This is a genomic window from Streptomyces sp. NPDC012474 (assembly GCF_042955185.1).
GTDB lineage: Bacteria > Actinomycetota > Actinomycetes > Streptomycetales > Streptomycetaceae > Streptomyces > Streptomyces cahuitamycinicus.
The window spans coordinates 903070-920352 of sequence record NZ_JBIBEP010000001.1; the positions used below are offsets into that span (position 1 = coordinate 903070).

10 protein-coding genes are annotated in these 17283 nt (G+C 69.8%); 6 read left to right on the forward strand and 4 right to left on the reverse strand.

What is annotated here, in order from left to right:
* Positions 1-2 precede the first annotated feature (2 nt).
* Entirely contained in the window at positions 3-248 is a 246-nt protein-coding gene (locus ACFY9S_RS04020) for a DUF397 domain-containing protein (protein WP_391122502.1), read from the reverse strand.
* Positions 245-1096 carry a Scr1 family TA system antitoxin-like transcriptional regulator gene (locus ACFY9S_RS04025; RefSeq protein WP_391122505.1) on the reverse strand — a complete coding sequence of 284 codons (852 nt, stop codon included), beginning with the start codon at positions 1094-1096 and terminating at the stop codon, positions 245-247. Before ACFY9S_RS04025 ends, ACFY9S_RS04020 begins: the two co-directional genes overlap by 4 nt.
* A 159-nt stretch (positions 1097-1255) precedes the next feature.
* Here ACFY9S_RS04025 and ACFY9S_RS04030 point away from each other — a divergent pair, with 159 nt between their 5' ends.
* Entirely contained in the window at positions 1256-1714 is a 459-nt protein-coding gene (locus ACFY9S_RS04030; protein WP_391122508.1) for an ATP-binding protein, read from the forward strand.
* 128 nt (positions 1715-1842) lie between these two features.
* On the opposite strand, the gene ACFY9S_RS04035 is transcribed toward ACFY9S_RS04030, so the two are convergent.
* Both ACFY9S_RS04035 and ACFY9S_RS04040 read right to left on the reverse strand, forming a co-directional pair.
* The gene (locus ACFY9S_RS04035; protein ID WP_391122511.1) at positions 1843-3348 is read right to left on the reverse strand and encodes a hypothetical protein; all 1506 of its coding nucleotides are present in this window, start codon (positions 3346-3348) and stop codon (positions 1843-1845) included.
* A complete protein-coding gene (locus tag ACFY9S_RS04040; protein WP_391122514.1) occupies positions 3317-4216 on the reverse strand; it encodes a phosphotransferase in 900 nt (299 codons plus the stop codon). The genes ACFY9S_RS04035 and ACFY9S_RS04040 overlap by 32 nt, the downstream gene beginning before the upstream one ends.
* Positions 4217-4385: 169 nt before the next feature.
* On the opposite strand from ACFY9S_RS04040, the gene ACFY9S_RS04045 reads away from it, so the two are divergent.
* From ACFY9S_RS04045 to ACFY9S_RS04065, 5 genes are all read left to right on the forward strand, one after another.
* A complete protein-coding gene (locus ACFY9S_RS04045; protein WP_391122517.1) occupies positions 4386-5693 on the forward strand; it encodes a DUF262 domain-containing protein in 1308 nt (435 codons plus the stop codon).
* The gene (locus ACFY9S_RS04050) at positions 5686-6864 is read left to right on the forward strand and encodes a DUF3696 domain-containing protein (RefSeq protein WP_391122520.1); all 1179 of its coding nucleotides are present in this window, start codon (positions 5686-5688) and stop codon (positions 6862-6864) included. Before ACFY9S_RS04045 ends, ACFY9S_RS04050 begins: the two co-directional genes overlap by 8 nt.
* A 140-nt stretch (positions 6865-7004) precedes the next feature.
* On the forward strand, positions 7005-7886 hold the full coding sequence (locus tag ACFY9S_RS04055) for a hypothetical protein (protein WP_391122523.1): 882 nt from the start codon (positions 7005-7007) through the stop codon (positions 7884-7886).
* A gap of 113 nt (positions 7887-7999) precedes the next feature.
* A complete protein-coding gene (locus tag ACFY9S_RS04060; RefSeq protein WP_391122526.1) occupies positions 8000-14830 on the forward strand; it encodes a DEAD/DEAH box helicase in 6831 nt (2276 codons plus the stop codon).
* Positions 14827-17118 carry a UvrD-helicase domain-containing protein gene (locus ACFY9S_RS04065; protein WP_391122529.1) on the forward strand — a complete coding sequence of 764 codons (2292 nt, stop codon included), beginning with the start codon at positions 14827-14829 and terminating at the stop codon, positions 17116-17118. Before ACFY9S_RS04060 ends, ACFY9S_RS04065 begins: the two co-directional genes overlap by 4 nt.
* Positions 17119-17283 lie beyond the last annotated feature (165 nt).

Here is a 17283-nt window from a genome sequence, read left to right on the forward strand (position 1 = left end):
GTTCAGGCCTGGGCCGCGTACGAGAGAAAGCTGGCCCAAGTAGCCGAGGTGATGGCGAGTTGCGGGCCCTGCCGCACCTTGGAGTCCCGGACATGGACGGTATCGGGGCAGGACGCCACCTCGACGCAGGCATCCTCGAAGTCGCTGCTGTGGCTGGACTTGTGCCAGGACAGCGCCACCTCGACGCAGCTGTCGCCGTCGGAGCCGCTGTAGCTGCTCTTGAACCAGGCCAGTTCGTACGTGCTCATAGCGCTCCTCGCAATCGCTTCAGCAGGCTCCGAGAGTCCTCAGGGGTCAGAGCCTGTGAGCGCATCCTGGCATACCGCTGGAGCATGATGCTGACCTCCTTCGAGTCGGAGACCAGCATCCCGCCGCGCTGCCCTTCGGCATAGCCGAGCCACTTGTTGTCGGCGGTTTCCAGAAGCTGCATGGGTCCGTCGAACCCCGCATGATCCGGCTGCCGCAGCGGCATGATCTGAAGCTCGATGTTGAACTCGGCCGCCCGCTCCAGCAGATGGTCGATCAGATCTCGAGTCGCCTCCACGCCACCCGTACCACGCTCGATGAGTGCCTGCTCGACGATGAAGCTGAATGCGATCGGCGGCCTGCGCCGGAACAGTTCCTGGCGCTCCAGCCGGGAAGCCACTTGCCGGTCGACCTGCTCCTCGTCCTTGACCGGAGGGACGCTCTCGGTCACCGAGCGCGCGTACGCCTCCGTCTGCAACAGGCCCGGGATCACTCGGCATTCGTACGTCCACAAAGTGATCGCCTCCGCCTCCAGCCGAGCCCACTGCCTGAACCAACTCGCCAGCCCCGGCTGACGTGACAGGCGTCGTGCCGCGGCCCGCAGGATGCCGAACGCGTCCAGGACCTCCTCCGCCCTGTCCACGAAAGCCGCTGGAGGGAAGCGGCGGCCCTGTTCGATGGAGGCGACCGTCGGCACCGAGTACTGCACCCTCAGTGCGAACTCCTCCTGGGTCAGGCCCGCCCGCTTACGGAACCCCTTGACGACCTCGCCGAACGTCCTGAGACTGTCCGACACCTCGGGCTCGCCGCCACCCGCCAGGGCACCCGTCCCACCCGTACCGTCCGCCATGCCAGGACACCTCCCGCACGCCCGCCTCGTCGCTCACGCCCAACTGGGCCATAGTCACGCTCGGTTACCCATACTGTCCACTCTCCGTACCCGTACGCTGACGCGGCGTACGAGTCGCTGACCTGGTGAACAGGGCGCTGACCAAGCCAGATTGGGGCCATGAGGCCCATCTCCACTCTCCAAAGCCCCGTCACCGTACGTGTGTTCGCTCAACGTTTCAGCTCCACCCCGCTGGGCGCCCGCCTGGCCCGCCACCTCGCGGTGCACCGGCTGCACGACTGGGGCATCCCGTACGGCTCGGGCACCTCCGACACCGCCGCCCTCCTCGTTGCCGAACTCGCCAGCAACGCCGTCACGCACGGGCGCGTACCAGGCCGGGACTTCGAACTCCGGCTCAGCCTCGGCACGTACGCGTCCTCGCGCACCCTGCGCATCGACGTCTCCGACGCGCGCGGTGAGCGCAGGCCTCTCCGGCCCGACGAGATCGCCGTCCCGGAGGCAGGCTCCGAGGACGGGCGAGGGTTGCTGCTCGTCGCGGAACTGGCCGACCGCTGGGCTGTCCTGGACCGTGTACCGGTCGGCAAGACCGTCCGCGTCGAAGTGGACCTGCCGCACTGACGTGTTCGCCCGTCGGCCGCGGTGGTCGGAGAACAGCTCAGCCGGGTCGTCCGCTGCGCCGACGCCTCACGCGAAGCGATCCATTTGCGGCGCCCGGACAGGTCCGGACACCGCGAAGGACTGGTGAATTACTGGGTGGGTGTGCCGGAAGGCTGTGGTTCCTCATCCGGCGCGCGGGTCCTGGTGCCGGGGACCGTTGGGGTTGGCGGAGAAGTCACCATGCGCGCCGGGTCGAGAATGACGGCGCCGAACTCGCGGGCCAGAAGACCGTGGATGGTCTCCCAGGTGCGGATACGGCTGCGCTCACGCCGTTCGGTCCAGCGTTCGTGCAGTCGCATCCCGCCGAAGATCGCCACGGCGCAGGCCAGTATGAGGGCGATGAGCGCGTAGATCGGCGTGTAGCTGTCATCGAACATCGACCGGTGTTCGTCCACCTGTCGAGCGTTGACGCCGAAGAAGCCGAAAAGCAGGCTGAGGGTACCGGTGACCGTGGTGACGAAGGTGACCGCCACGACCGTCCGAATCCGACGGCGGTCACCGGCTCGCTGTTCGGCGCTCTCGACCGAGGTCAGTTCGGCGGCGATGGCGTTGCTCAGTCGGCTCAGCATCTGTCCGATGGTGGTGGAGCGCTCGGTGAGTCCCATCGCGGCGTAGAGGGCGTTGTGGAAGCTCTCCACTCGTAGCGCCGGTACGAGAGTTCCGATGTCGCCGCCGGCCTCCACGCTGTAACTGAGCTCCAGTTCGAGATGGCTCAGTCCTTCGGAGATGGACTCCAGCATGGTGCGGCGGCGGTGCATGTCGCGTCCGTCGCCAGACCGGGCTCGGAAACGGTGCCCGTAGGCGTAGGCGACATCTCGGATCTCCCGCAGACGTGCCGCTGATCCCACGGTCTGCACTGCGGAGAGCAGGACGCAGTTCTCTATGTAGTCCTGATGGCCGCAGATGAGGCTCGCGTACGGCCCGAGAGCACCCACGGTGGTGGGCCGTCTGTTGAGTTCGGCCGGATAGGCGATGGAGCTGTGCTCCGGTCGGTACGGGAGGTCGGAACGGTAGATGACCCGCTGGATGGTGTCGTCGTCAGGGGCGTCTTCTGGGGACGCGACGCTGCGGAAGACCAGCTGGTGCCGCTCGGGGAGAAAGCCGGGGGTTTGCCCCTCCGTACGCTCCGGGTGGTAGCCGACGCGCTCACCCGCGAGCCGCTCCAGCGGCACGCCCGAGCATTGGATGCTCGCGTAGTAGAGATCTTCCATCAGCGGAACGGATTCGACGAGGCTCAGCGGGACGTCCATCGTCAGGGCGACCAGAACCTGGCCCGAAGGATGCAGGAAATGCCAGAGCGTGGCGGCCGTGGGTGCGCCTGGTTGCCAGCGTTGGCATACGAGAGACGAGCAGTCGAGAGATTCCTTCCGAAGAACCCTTGGTAACTGGTTTCTGGCCATCTCGTAGAACGGTGCCAGACGGCCGAAGGCGAGCGCGTCCGTCGGAGCATGGCCATTTGGAGGTAGCTGGGCCGGGTCGCAGACCCAGGACGTCGAGTAGACCGTCGTGATACGGAGATGAGGTCGGGAGGCGTAGGGGGCGAAGAGGTCGCCGGCCGAGCCGTCAGAGCGCGTGCCAGCGCCGTTCAAGGTCACCCTTTCGCAGAGACTCCATACGGACAGCGAACTCGTCCGCTGCCGGACCGGACTGGGCGTTCTGCATGAGCCAGGTCGTCATACCCAGTTCCCGCGTCGTGCGGAGCACCGGATAGCCGTGCCATTCGGTGACATCGGTGCCGTAGGTGCGGACGAAGTCCGCATAGTCGTCTGCAGGCAGGCCGAACCGGTCCACGGCCATGGCAGTGGGGACCAGGTCCCAGGCCCGTGGACCGATCGCCACCGCCTCGTAGTCGATGAGCAGGGCGCGGTCGCCGTCGCACAGGACGTTGCCGCGATGGGCGTCGCCGTGCACCAAGTGCCGGGGTGAGGAGTCGACGAGGGCGCGGAAGTTGTCTTCCGCGTTGTCGCAGGCTTCGGCGAGGAAGTGGACGTCCTCGCGTCTGATCCCGGAAACGACCTCAAGACGACGCCGCATGATGGGGAACGGATCAAGGACGGGCAGCGGGAAACCTGGATCCGGCAGAGCGTGCAGGTCACGGAGAAGCGCGGCCAGAACAGTGAAGGAGGCGGCGGGAGAGCTGTCCGGCACGTATTCCCAGAACGTCACCAGTCGGCCGTCGGCCTCAATGGGCTGTGGGGCTCCCGTCGGGTGCACGGACGGGAATGCGTGCCCTGCGAGCCAGTGGGCTACAGCCAGTTCCTTGGCTACTTTGTCGGCCATCTCCGTCGAGCGGGCGACCCTGACAACGACGCCGACCTCGGGGAGAGCGAACAAGGCGTTCTCTCCGAGCCGCAGGAGATCCGCGTCCGGGAACTGGGGCAGTCCGGCAGAGTTGCACGCGGCAAGCATGGCCCGCCGCGCGTTGTCCTCGGTTAACCCTTCACGGGCTTGGTGGGAGTCCATCCCGGCCAGCCTTCCGAGGTGGCTGATCAACTGTCAAGACAGCGCCACGTACCGGTCGGCAAGACCGTACGCGCCGAGCTGAACCTGCCGCGCTGACGGGCGCGTACGCCGTCTATAAGGTGACGGGAGGAGTTGCGAGGTCACGAGTGAGGGGCGGCGACGCGGAGACATGGCGGGCCTGGAGGACAGCGGCAGCAGGCGGCGGACCGGCGGGGGCGAGCGCCCCAGCAGGTTCCAGCGGTATCTGCCGCTCGACGAGAGTGACGACCCGGAGCTGTCCGGGCTCTTCCCGTCGCTGTTCGCCCCTGTCGAGGTCGGTGACGACGGGCGGCCGACCGGAGTCGAGCTTGAGGAGCCCGCCGACGAGGCCGACCCCGACGACGGGGACCAGGACGACGAGCCCGACGCGATCTCCGCCCCCTTCCGGCCCGAGAGCATCAAGATCGAGACGCAGGCGACCACCGTCGACCTGCTGCTGTCCCGGTTGCGGGAGAAGATGATCGACCTGGCTCCCGACTTCCAGCGCCGCGCCGGGATCTGGAGCGATGTCGCGCAGAGCCGTCTCATCGAGTCGCTGCTGCTGCGCATCCCCATCTCGTCGTTCCACATGGCGCAGGACGCCGACGACAACTGGGCGGTCGTGGACGGCATCCAGCGGCTCACCGCGATCGCCCGCTTCATGGCCCCCGAGGCTGTCGGAATGCGTCCGCTGACCCTGCGCGGGCTCGACTATCTCCACCAGTTCCACGGCTGCGGGTACGAGGAGCTGACCGGGAGGCTGAAGATCCGGCTGCGTGAGACCCAGCTCGTGGTGCACATCATCCAGCAGGGGACGCCGGAGACCGTCAAGTTCAACGTCTTCTCGCGGATCAACACCGGCGGCATGCCCCTGAAGCCGCAGGAGATCCGGCACGCCATGATCAAGGGGCCCGCCAGGATGTACCTCGCCGACCTGGCGGAGGACCCTGCGTTCATCACCGCGACCGGCGAGAGCGTGTCGAACGAGCGGATGGCCGACCGCGAGATGGTCCTGCGCTTCATGGCGTTCCGGCTGGCGGACCCGACCGAGTACAGGGAACGGGACTTCGACCAGTTCCTCGTCGACTCCATGCATCGCATCAACCGTCTCACCGACGCTCAACGCCACGACCTGGCGGTGGAGTTCAGGAAGGCGATGTGGTGCGCCGCCGATCTCTTCGGCGACCACGCGTTCCGGAAATGGAAGGGCGGCAAGGGCAAGTCGCCCATCAACAAAGCCTTGTTCGAGGCTGTGGCGGTCAATCTCTCCACCCTGGACGATCACCGGCGTGAGGCTTTGGTAGCGTTCCGTAACAGGGTGCTCGAAGGCTTCTTCGAGCTGATGAAGGACTGGGACTTCGACCGCGCCATCTCCGTCGCCACCGGCGACCCGAAGAAGGTACGGACCCGGTTCGGCATGCTGAACGAGCTCTTCTCGGGGGTGGCGAGCGATGATTGACCGGCTGACGCTGACGAACTTCAAGGCGTTCCAGCACGCGGACCTGAAGTTGGGGCCGCTCACTCTGCTGACCGGTCTGAACTCCTCCGGAAAGAGCAGCGTCCTGCAGGCGTTAGCCATGCTGCACCAGTCGTACACGGCTGGGGATCTCGACCGGGCGGGCGAGGCGGCCCGCGAGGGACAGCTGAAGGTCGGGACCGTCCCCGGCAACGGCTTCCTGCTCAACGGCGAACTCGTCGGCCTCGGCACCGGTCGGGACGTCCTGCACGAGAACTTCACCGAGGACGAGCCGGAGATCACGCTCGCCGTGAGCGAGGGCGCGTACCGCTACTCGTGGACCGTCGCCTACGAGCCCGAACAGAACCTGCTGCCGCTGAGCGCCGTCGACCTGCCGCTCACCAGCGAGGGTGCTACCCCGCCGGTAGGAGACGCCGCCGTCATCCCCGGCTACTTCACCGCGGGCTTCCAGTACCTGCACGCCGACCGGATCTCCCCGGCCGAGTTCTACCCACGCGACCACCACACGGCCATCGGCCGCGGCTTCCTCGGCGTACGCGGCGAACACACCGTCAACTTTCTTCGCCACCACGCCACCGACGAGGTCCCCGAGGGGCCGCTGCGGCACCGGAGCACCGCCGCGAAGGGGCTGCTCGCGCAGGCCGCCGCCTGGGTGGGGGAGCTGTGCCCGGGGGTCGACATCCAGGCCGCCGCCATCGACGGCACGGACGTGGTGCGGCTGTCGTACGGCTTCTCGGGCCCGAACGGAACGCGCCGGCGCCCGACCAACGTAGGTTTCGGGCTGACGTACGCCCTGCCGATCGTCGTGGCCTGCCTCACCGCGCGGCCCGGCTCGCTCGTCCTCCTGGAGAACCCCGAGGCGCATCTGCACCCGCAGGGGCAGACCCGCATGGCGGGGCTCGCCGCCGCTGCCGCCGCACAGGGCGCGCAGCTCGTCGTCGAGACACACAGCGACCATGTGCTGAACGGTGTGCGCCTCGCGGTGAAGCGAGGGGTGCTCGCGCCTGAGCAGGCCGTCCTGCACTACTTCCGGGGCGACGGCGAGGGCGTGGACGTCGTCAGCCCGAGCATCGACCGGGAGGGCCGGCTCGACCAGTGGCCCCAAGGGTTCTTCGACGAGCTGGAGAACACGCTCGACCAGCTGCTCAGCTGACCGCCCGGTCATCGAACTGCCGGGATCCCGCCGGCCACGAAAGCGCGCGTACGCCATCACGAGGGGGAGATGTGCCGCTGCTGTTCCTGAACGAGAGATCCTGCGGAACCGGATGTGACCCGGCGCGCGCCGAGCGTGCCATGACCGGACTTGCTGAGGCGGTCCTCGCGGTGGTCCGCGCCGACCGGTCCGGCACGGTCCTGGTGAGCCGGGAGCCCATCACCGGGCTTCAGATCGCCGACGGTCATCCGATCGGCAAGTGGCACGGGGCGCCGCGCAACAAGGAACTGTGGCAGCGGCTGCTCCTGATGCAGAGCAAGTGGCCGCACCGGACCGTCTTCCCGGAGGGGGAGAGCTACTTCGACGTCGAGTACCGCCACGGGGGCGAGACGGTCGACGGGCTCGGCGCGGCCCACCTGATGGACGGACTCGGCGTCTCCTTATTGGTGGACGCCTGCTGGAGTGAGCACCAACTGACGCTGGAACGCGAGCAGTTGGTGGAGAACGACGACAGGGAGTGGGACGAGTCCGAGACCAGCGAGGTCTCCGTCCGGCACATGGCGGAGAAGGATCACTTCGAAGCGCACCGGGCCTGGATCAAGGACGGTGTAGAGGCGGTCCGCAGGGGTGGGTTGAACGCCGTACGGCGGGGCGAGGAGTTGTGGGAGGGGCGGGCGTCCCTCTTCCCGCACCTTCGGTTCCTGCCCAGGGTCGAGGCGGATCTGCGGCAGCTGCGTGAGGCATGGGTGAGGCCGCTCGCCATCCGGCTGGCCGAGCTGGATCAGACGGTGGCCGCCTGGAATCCGGCGACCGAGCCCGACGGTCCACAGTGGCGGTCGAAGATCACGCCGGAGGGCCAGAACCGCAAGAAGCTGTGCGTGTTCGAGGACTTCGACGGCAGGTCGCGATACTTCGACACGCATGCCCGTTTCACTCCCGGGCCGGGGCGCGTGTACTTCCGTGTCGTGGCCGAGCCGAAGACTCTGCACGTCGCCCACGTCGGCCTCAAGATCGGCATCTGACCCCAGGAGAGCCGTCGACGCTGGTCGTGGCCCTCCCGGAGGGACCGGAGTGCCAGCCCCGCCCATTACCTTTGGTGCGAGGAAGAAGCAGACGGAACGAAGGAGGAGCCGGGGTGCGACCGACCCTCGCCGCCGAACAGGTACGCGACAGCCTGAGCCAGTACCTGTCGACGACGTACGCCCTGGCGGACGAAAGCACCCGCGGCGCCCTGGAGCGGTTCCTCGGCGACGCCGAGGACGGGATCTTCCGCGGGCCCTATCTGCGGATCCGTACGCCTTTCAGGGCCGCCGAGGGCGACGACTGGCAGCGGCACCTGACCTGGTGGCCGCGCCCCCCCTTCCACCCGCACCGCCACCAGGAGGCGGCCTGGGAGCGGCTGTCCACATTGCAGGGGCCGGCGAGGCCCACCCTGGTGACCACCGGCACCGGCTCCGGCAAGACGGAGTCCTTCCTGGTGCCGATCCTCGACCACTGCCGCCGCGAGCGCGAGGCCGGGCGGGACGGGGTCAAGGCCGTTCTGCTGTACCCGATGAACGCCCTGGCCACCGACCAGGCCCATCGCATCAACAACCGCCTCGACGACCCCAGGGACGCGCGACTCAGGGACGCGGGCGTACGGGCGGGCCTCTACATCGGCGACAAGGCGTCCAAGGAGTTCAAACAGGCCAACCCGCGCGTGGCCGTCGACCGCGACGAGATCCGCCGCACCCGCCCCGACATCCTGATCACCAACTACAAGATGCTAGACCTGCTGCTCCAGCGGCCCGAGGACCAGCGGCTGTGGCAGTCGGAAGGCGGCGCACCCGGCGGATCGGCCCTGGCCTACGTGGTCCTGGACGAGTTCCACACCTACGACGGGGCTCAGGGCACCGACGTGGCGATGCTGCTGCGCCGGCTCGGCGCCATCACCGGCCTTGCCGAGCCGGGCCGGCCGCTCGGCAAGGTGTGCCCCGTCGCCACCTCGGCCACCCTGGGCGAGGGCGCGCCCGGCATCGGCAGCAGCTCCATGCTGGACGTCGCGGAGCAGGTCTTCGGAGTGCCGTTCCCGCCGGACGCCGTGGTGGGCGAGAGCCGACGCGGTGTTCAGGACTTCGCCGGGGACAGCGACTTCACACTGCCGTTCCCACCGCCGCACGAGGTGGCCGCGCTCGGCGACCCCACCCGGGACCGAGAGGCGCTGGACCAGCTCGCGGCGGCCTTCACCGGCAAAAGCGGACTGAGCCCGGAGCAGCTCGGCCGGCAACTGCGCCGTCACCGGCTGACCGCAGCCGTCCTGGAGATCCTGGACGGCAGCCCGCGCACCATGGCCGAGGTGCTGGAGGTCCTGCCGCGCTACGCCTACCACTGGGGCATGGCCGTGCAGCAGAACCCGGCCGTCGCGGCCCGCGCCCTGGCCAGATACGTGGCACTGCTGTCGACCGCGCGCGACCCGAAGAATCCGGGCAGGCCGCTGCTGTCCATCGAGATCCACCACTGGGTGCGGTCCGTGTCGCGGGTGCTGCGCGGAATCAGCGCCGCGCGCGCAGAGTTCCGCTGGGACGACGAGCGGGTGACGTCGGGCGGGAAACTGGCCCGGAGCTCAAGTGGCGGTGAGCCGAAGCCGGACGGCGGCGCCTCCGGGCCGGGCCAGGCCGCGGACGCGGCGGACGCGGTGCCCGCGGGCGACAGTGCCGTGCCGCCCGCCCAGGTGTTCCTGCCCGCCGTCTTCTGCCGCGAATGCGGGCGCTCCGGCTGGGCGGCGCTCTCCCCGGAAGCGGACCCGGCCGAGCTGGACATGACCGCCACGAAGATCCGCCGCGCCTCGATGAGCCGGGACAAGCGCCGCGTACGCAACATGATCGCCGCCACCCCGACCCAGGCCCACGACGCGGCCTTCGCCACCGAGAAACCCCGCAGCGGGCCGATCGTGATGGTGCTCGACGGGACGAGCGGACGATTGCGGCCCGTCTCGCCCGAAGCGGACTTCGAGGCGGACCGGGGTGACGGCGCACCGCGCGGGCCGAAGGCGCTGCACGACAGCGCGTTCGTGCTCACCGACCTGGCCGACGACCGGGCGGCGCAGGGCGACCAGTGCCCGGCCTGCCGCACGTTCAACTCCATCCGCTACCTCGGTACCGGCCTCGCCGCGCTCGCCGCGGCCTCGATCACCCAGCTGTTCACCGGCGGCGAGCTCGACAAGAACCTCCGTGAGGACAAGACCCTCCTGTTCAACGACTCGGTGCAGGACGCCGCCCACCGCGCCGGTTACGTCGCCAGCCGCTCGTACACCTTCTCCTTCCGCTCGCTGCTCGCCAGCCGCATCGACGAGGACGAACCGGTCGCGCTCAGCGATCTGGCGGCCGACCTCATCGCGGACGTCGTCGACAGCAGGGCCGTACAGGCCGCCGTCATCCCGCCCGACCTGCACGTCGTGCGCGGCGTGGACGCCCTCCTGTCCGGGCGCGGCCACGGCACCGAGTCCACCTGGGAACTCATCGCCCAGCGCCTCGCGTTCTCGGCCGTCCTGGAGTTCGGGCTCCGCTCCCGGCGGGGCCGCACCCTGGAACTCACCCGCACGGTCGCGGCGGACGTCCCCCTCTCCGACCCCGATGCCGTCGCCGAGATCGTCCGCGAACTGCTGCACACGACGCCCGGAGACATCGCTCTGCCGGACGGCTCCCTGCCGGGACCCGACGACTGGATCGGTCACGTCCGGGGCCTCCTGGAGCGGTTGCGGACCCGTGGCGCCGTCCGGCACGCCTGGCTCGACGACTGGATCAACGAGGCCGGAGTGCGGCGCTGGCTGATCTGGGGCGGGCGAAGGACCGGCATGCCCGCCTTCCCGCCCGGCGTCTCCGCCCCGGGCTTCCTCCTCGGCAGCCCCAAGCAGGGCAGCGCCGACTTCGACGTGGTGACGGGACGCCTCGGCTGGTACCAGGACTGGACACGGCGCAGCCTGGGCCTGCGCCCCGACGCGGCGAACGCCTTCCTCGTCCGGCTGCTGCCCGCCCTCGTCGACGCCGGTGTGCTCTCGGCCCGCACCGCCAGGGACGGCACGACCCGCGTGTTCGGGCTCCAGCCCGGCCACATCCAGGTCCGCAAACTGGCGGACGACCTCGTGGCCGAGGCCTCCGCGCACTGCCCGGACTGCTCCTGGCAGCAGACCATCCACCCCGACCTCGCCGACCAGTGGCACGGCCGGCCCTGCCCGCGCTACCGCTGCGGCGGCCGGCTGCGCACCGGACAGGACCTCGAAAGCGGCGTACGGCGACGGGACTTCACCGAGGACTTCTACCGGCGGATGTACCGCGACGCCGGAGTGTTCACCATCAACACCGCCGAGCACACCAGCACCCTCAGCCGCCCCAAGCGCGAAGCCGTCGAGAAGGCGTTCCGGGCGGGCACCGAAGCGCACTACGCCAACCCGCAGGTCCTCTCCTGCACCCCCACGCTGGAACTGGGCATCGACATCGGCGACCTGTCCGCGGTCGTCCTCGCCTCGCTGCCCAAGGGGCCGGCCAACTACGTCCAACGCGTCGGCCGCGCGGGCCGCGCCACCGGCAACGCGTATCTGCTGACCATGGTCGACCGGGGTCCCAGAGACCGCTACTACCTGGACGACCCCCGGCAGATGATCGCCGGTGACATCCAGCCGCCCGGCTGCTACCTGTCCGCAATCGAGATCCTGCGCCGCCAGTACCTCGCGCACCTCCTCGACCTCGCGGGCGCCGGACGCCTGCCCTCGGCACCGGAGGACGGCGGCGCCCCGATCCACCCGATGCCGCACCTGGCCACCGCCCTGTTCGGACCGTCCGGCTGGCTGGCCGAGTTCCGGCGGGCCGCGCTCGCCGACGGAGCTCGCCTCGTCGAGACCTTCCTCGGGCTCTTCCCGCCGTACGACGAGAAGAAGGGCACCGGCGTCAGCCCGCAGGCCGCCGACGAACTGCGCGCCTACGCCACCGGCGGCCTGGCCGACGCCCTGGATGGCGCCCGAACCCAGTGGGACAGCCGACGTGACGAGATGCGGCGCCGGATGGAAGCCATCGACGCGGCACACCGGGCCCTGGTCGCCGGTGACCCCGAACACGACCGGCAGGGAAGGGAGTTGAGGGCCGAGCGGCGTGCCGTCGCCTACCGGGCGGGCGACATCAGCCGCGGTACGGCGCATGGCACGCTCGTCGACCTCGGCCTGCTGCCCAACTACAGCCTCGTCGACTCCGTGACCGAGCTGGAGGCCACGCTCACCTGGCGGGAGGAGCAGAGGGGCGCGCGTGCGCGTGCGGAGACGGGTGCGGGTGCCCGCGGCGAGCACCGGAGCAAGGTACTCAAGTACGACCGTTCGGCGCGCCTGGCCCTGGAGGACTTCGCGCCCGGCAACCACTACTACGTACAGGGCTACAAGCACCGCATCACCGGCCTCGACATCGGCAGCCCCGGCCGCCCGTCCTGGCTGTGGTGGCGGATCTGCCCCGACTGCGGACACGTCCGCACCCACCAGGCACGGCAGGACTCCTCCGCCTGCCCGCGCTGCCGCTCGGCCGCTATCGGCGACGTCGGCTGCCTGCACAAGGTCCTCGTGCCCCACCGCGTCCTGGCCCGGGACGAGCGCGACGACGTACGCGTACGGGACGACACCGACGAACGGGAGCGCCGCCACTACACCGTCGTACCGGCCGTGGACATCCCCAAGGAACACGTCGAGTCGGGGTGGAAGCACCAAAAGGCCACCTTCGGCTGGGAGTTCACCCGGCAGGCGGTGATCCGGCACATCAACGTGGGCGCGTCCCGCGTGGACGGCGGGGCGGACGAAGCCTTCGCGGGGCGCCGGGTGCGGCTCAACCCCTTCTGGGTCTGCGACTCCTGTGGCTACGCCGACCCCGACGGCGGGCCCGCCCAGCAACAGGAGACGCTCGTTCCGGTCCGGGCCGCCAAGTACCACCGGCCGTGGTGCCCGAGACTGCGGGACGGGCTCGACGAGAGCAGAGCCGCACAGCAGGGCGTGAAACTGCTCCTCGCGCACGAACTGCGCAGCGAGGCACTGCGCATCCTCATCCCCGCCGTCACCGCCCACACCGCGGAACGGCTCGCATCCTTCAAAGCGGTGCTCCTCGCGGGCATCGCCCGCAGCTACGGCGGCGACCCCGACCACCTGGCCGTGGTCACCGACTCGATGCCCGAACCCGGCGGCGACGGGGACGTCCGCAGACACTTCCTCGTGCTGTACGACACCCTGCCCGGCGGCACCGGCTATCTGCACCGGCTCGCGGGTCCGGACGGGCTGCACGACGTGCTCACCCGGGCCAGGCAGGTCATCGAAGCCTGCGTCTGCGTCGCCGAGGGGCGGCCCGCCTGCCACCGCTGCCTGCTGCGGCACGTCGGCAACAGCGAGTACGAACTGGTCTCCCGCGAGCACGCCCTGGACATGCTCGGCGAACTGCTCGGCCGGGCCGGCGACGGCTGGCACGTCGAAGAGGCCGCCACCACCAGGGACATCTCCCTGGTGCAGCAGGTCGAGAGTGAACTGGAGGCCCTGTTCCGGCGGGGCCTGCTGGCCTGGGCGGAACGTGACGACGAGGTCAGCGTGCGCACCGCGCTCACCCCGGACGGGGAACGCGACACCACGCTGCGGTTCACCGCACCCGACGGCACGGTCTGCGGCTGGCGCATGGAGACACAGACCGACCTCGGCTTCACCGTGCCCGACGTCGTCTTCCGCAGCCTGGACGACGACCGGCGGCGCGTCGCCGTCTACCTCGACGGCTACCGCTACCACGCGAGCCCCCACCACAACCGGATCGCGGACGACGCGACGAAACGCACCCGGCTGCGCTCCGAACACGGCTGGCAGGTCTTCCAGTTGACCTGGGACGACGTGAGGGCCTGGACCGGACAGTCGAAGCCGGCCGCCGACCCCGCCTGGGTGCCCTACCAGAACACGGCGCAGAAGACCGCTTCGGACATTCACCGGAGGATGCACGGCAGCGACCCCCGCGACCTGCCGAATTTCGTCTGGGCCAACCCCGTGGAGACCCTGATCGGCTACCTCACCAGCCCGGACGCCGATGTGTGGCGGCGGCGCACACAGAGCGCGCTGGCCGGGTTCGCGGCGGTCTCGGCGACGAGCAGAGCCCTGGCGGACGGCCCGGAGATCAGGGAACGCCTCGTCGAGGCACTCGCCGGGAAGCGGCTGTCCGGCGGGCGCGGCGCCGTACAGGTCATGGCGACGAAGGACAGCAGCGGCTGCCCCCTCACCATCGCCCTCGACCTGCGCAAGGGGCAGGCCGGCGCGGCCTGGACCGGGCTCACCGTCCTGGACGACAGCCCGGAGACGATCAGCGGCGACGAGAACGCACACCGCAGACGCTGGCAGGCCTGGCTGTACTGGTCCAACCTGCTCCAGTTCCTCAACGAGGGCGACGGCGACGGCGTACAGCTCGCGGCCAGCCAGGTACCCGGCTTCGACCCGGTCGAACTGGCGGTGACCGGCGGCGCCGGGTGGCTGGAATCGCGGCGACGCGGACACGAGCGGGAAGCGGACGGCGCCGAGCAGACGAGTGAGGTCACGGCCGTGCGCGCCGAAGCGGTGCGCGACCCCGCCTGGGACGAGGTCATCGCCTACCTCGTCGAGGAGCCGGGTCTGGCCGAACTCGCCGAGGGCCTGGCCGCCCTCGGAGTCCCCGCACCGGAAGCCGGCTTCGAACTGGGCGACGCGGCCTGGCCCACCGAACTGGCCTGGCCCGCGCACCGCATGGGCGTCGTCCTGGCCCCCGCCCAGGACGCCGACGGCACCCCGGACCGCGATGCGGAGGACCGCGACCGGGCGTACGCGCGAGCGGGCTGGCTGGTGCGCCCCGCGGCCGAGTGGGATGTCCGGGAACTGGCGGACGCACTGGCAGGACCGGCCGCGACGGACGACCGTCCGGACAACGACGACGACACCGACGACGAGGAGCGAGCACGATGACCGGCACCGGCACGTCGACCAAGGGCGTGACGCTCCGCCTGCTCGACAAGGCGGACAAGGAGATCGTCAAGCTGGACCGGGCGATCGTCGGCGCGGTCTACAAGTTCCAGCACGAGTTCCGCAAGAACCCCGACGCGGGCGCCTTCGACCTCAAGCAGCTCAAGGGACACGAGCGGCTGTGGTCCGCTCGCGTCAACCGCGAATACCGGGCCCTGCTGCTCCGCCTCGGCGGCGACGACTGGCTCCTGGTCTCGGTCAAGCACCGCGGACACGTCCACCGGAACCTGGACCGCCTCGCCTACGGCATCAACCAGGTCACCGGTGCGATCGAGTACGTGGATCTCCAGGTCGTCGAGGAGGACGTCCTGCGCCGATCGGCCCCCACGGCACCGGCGCCCCCGTCCACCCGTCCCGAGGCCCCGGGCGCGGGGACGGAGGACGCGACGACGCTCTTCGCCCGGTTCAGCGCCCAGCAACTGGCCGACCTGGGCGTGGCCGAGCCGCTCATCCCCATCGTCCTGAAACTGACCACGGACGACGAGCTGCTCGGCCTCGCCGAGTACGCGCCGCGGCACACCGGTGAAGTTCTGCTCCGGCTGCGCGACGGGATCCCGTACGAGCTGGTGAAGGAGCAGGTCACAGCGCCGGTCTCCGTCAAGGGCGACGACGGCCCGGACGGGCCCCTCACCGACGACTGGCAGGCGGCCGTCGACCGTTCGGGGGCCGTGGTGATCACGGACGACGCATCGCTGCGGAGCATCATCGAGGAAAGCGACTTCGGCCGGTGGAAGGTCTTCCTGCACCCCACGCAGGAGAAACTGGTGCATCGCACCTACTCGGGGCCGGCCAGGGTGGGTGGCGGCCCCGGCACCGGGAAGACGATCGTCGCCCTGCACCGGGTGAAGCATCTCGTCGACCAGTTGCCCCCGGGCCACACCAAGCCCGTGCTGCTCACCACGTTCAACAAGAACCTGGCCGCCGACCTGCGTACCCGTCTGATGTCGCTGGGCGGCCCCGAGACGCTGGCCCGAGTCGACATCACGCATGTCGACCAACTGGCTACGCGTGTCGTCAGCGAGTCCGACCCCGGCAGCAGCAAGCGCAGGATCGACGACACCCAGGCCCTGCGTGAATGGCGGCAGCTCCTGGTGGAGGCGGGCGACAACCGTTGGGACGCGGAATTCCTGAGCGACGAGTGGAACCAGGTGATCCTGGGGCAGGCCGTCGCCTCCCGCGTCGACTACTTCAAGGTCCGGCGGGCGGGCCGGGGCCGCAGCATCACCCGAGCCGACCGCGCCGAGGTCTGGCAGCTCGCCGAGCGCTTCACCCAGCGGCTCGACGTCAAGGGCCTGGAAACCCACCGCCAAGTCGCCGAGCGTGCCGCCCAGTTGGAGATCGCCCGCAAGCACAAGATCGAGGAGCGCCGACGGGACGAGGAGGGGCGCGGCGGCCCCGGCAACATCCACGCCGAGTCGGGCACCGGAGCCTGGCTGCGCTATCGCTACCGTCACATCGTCGTCGACGAGGCCCAGGACCTCAGCCCCGCGCACTGGAAGATGCTGCGCGCCATGGCGCCGCAGGAGCCGAACGACCTCTTCCTTGTCGGCGACACCCACCAGCGGATCTACGACAACCAGGTCACTCTCGGCAGCCTGGGCGTCCATATCCGGGGCCGATCCTCGAAGCTGACACTCAGCTACCGCACGACGCGCGAGATCCTGAAGTCGGCGATCCATCTGCTGGACGGGACGGAGTACGACGACCTCGATGGCGAGACCGACGACCTGGCGGGCTACCGGTCGGTGCTGCATGGACCGCGGCCGCTGCTGCGCCGTGCCGAAAACTGGGAGCAGGAACTCGACCTGGTGGCGGATCAGGTGCAGGCGTGGCACGACGTAGCACGCGAGTCGGTTGCGATCTGCGTCCCGACGAATGACATGGCCGACGACGTGGTGGCCCGGCTCGCCAAACGAGGCATCATGTCCGCGAAGATCACCGGTGACGGGCCGCGACGGGACGAGGGCGTGCACGTCGGCACCATGTACCGCTTCAAGGGGCTGGAGTACCGGCGCATGATCATCGCAGGGGTCAGTGAGGGAAAGGTCCCGCGCTCCTCCGTGGACGCCTGGGAGAAGAGCGACCGGACCCGCCACCAGCGCGAACTGCAACGGGCACGGTCTCTCCTCTTCGTCGCGGCGACCAGAGCCCGCGACGCCCTGGCCATCACCTGGAACGGGGAACCGAGCCGCTTCCTGCGCCCACTGAGGGCGCAGGGTACGGGTGCTTGAGTCTGGGACGCACTGGTCGGCAACCGCATACGTCAGTGGGCGGAAATCAGACAACCCACGAGTGGGGGTGCGGTGGCAGCACCCCGTATTGCTCACCGCAGCCGGGGTGCCGGCCCGCACCTGGTGGATGCAATTGAGGCGGCGGCGACTTCCGCCAGGACGTGC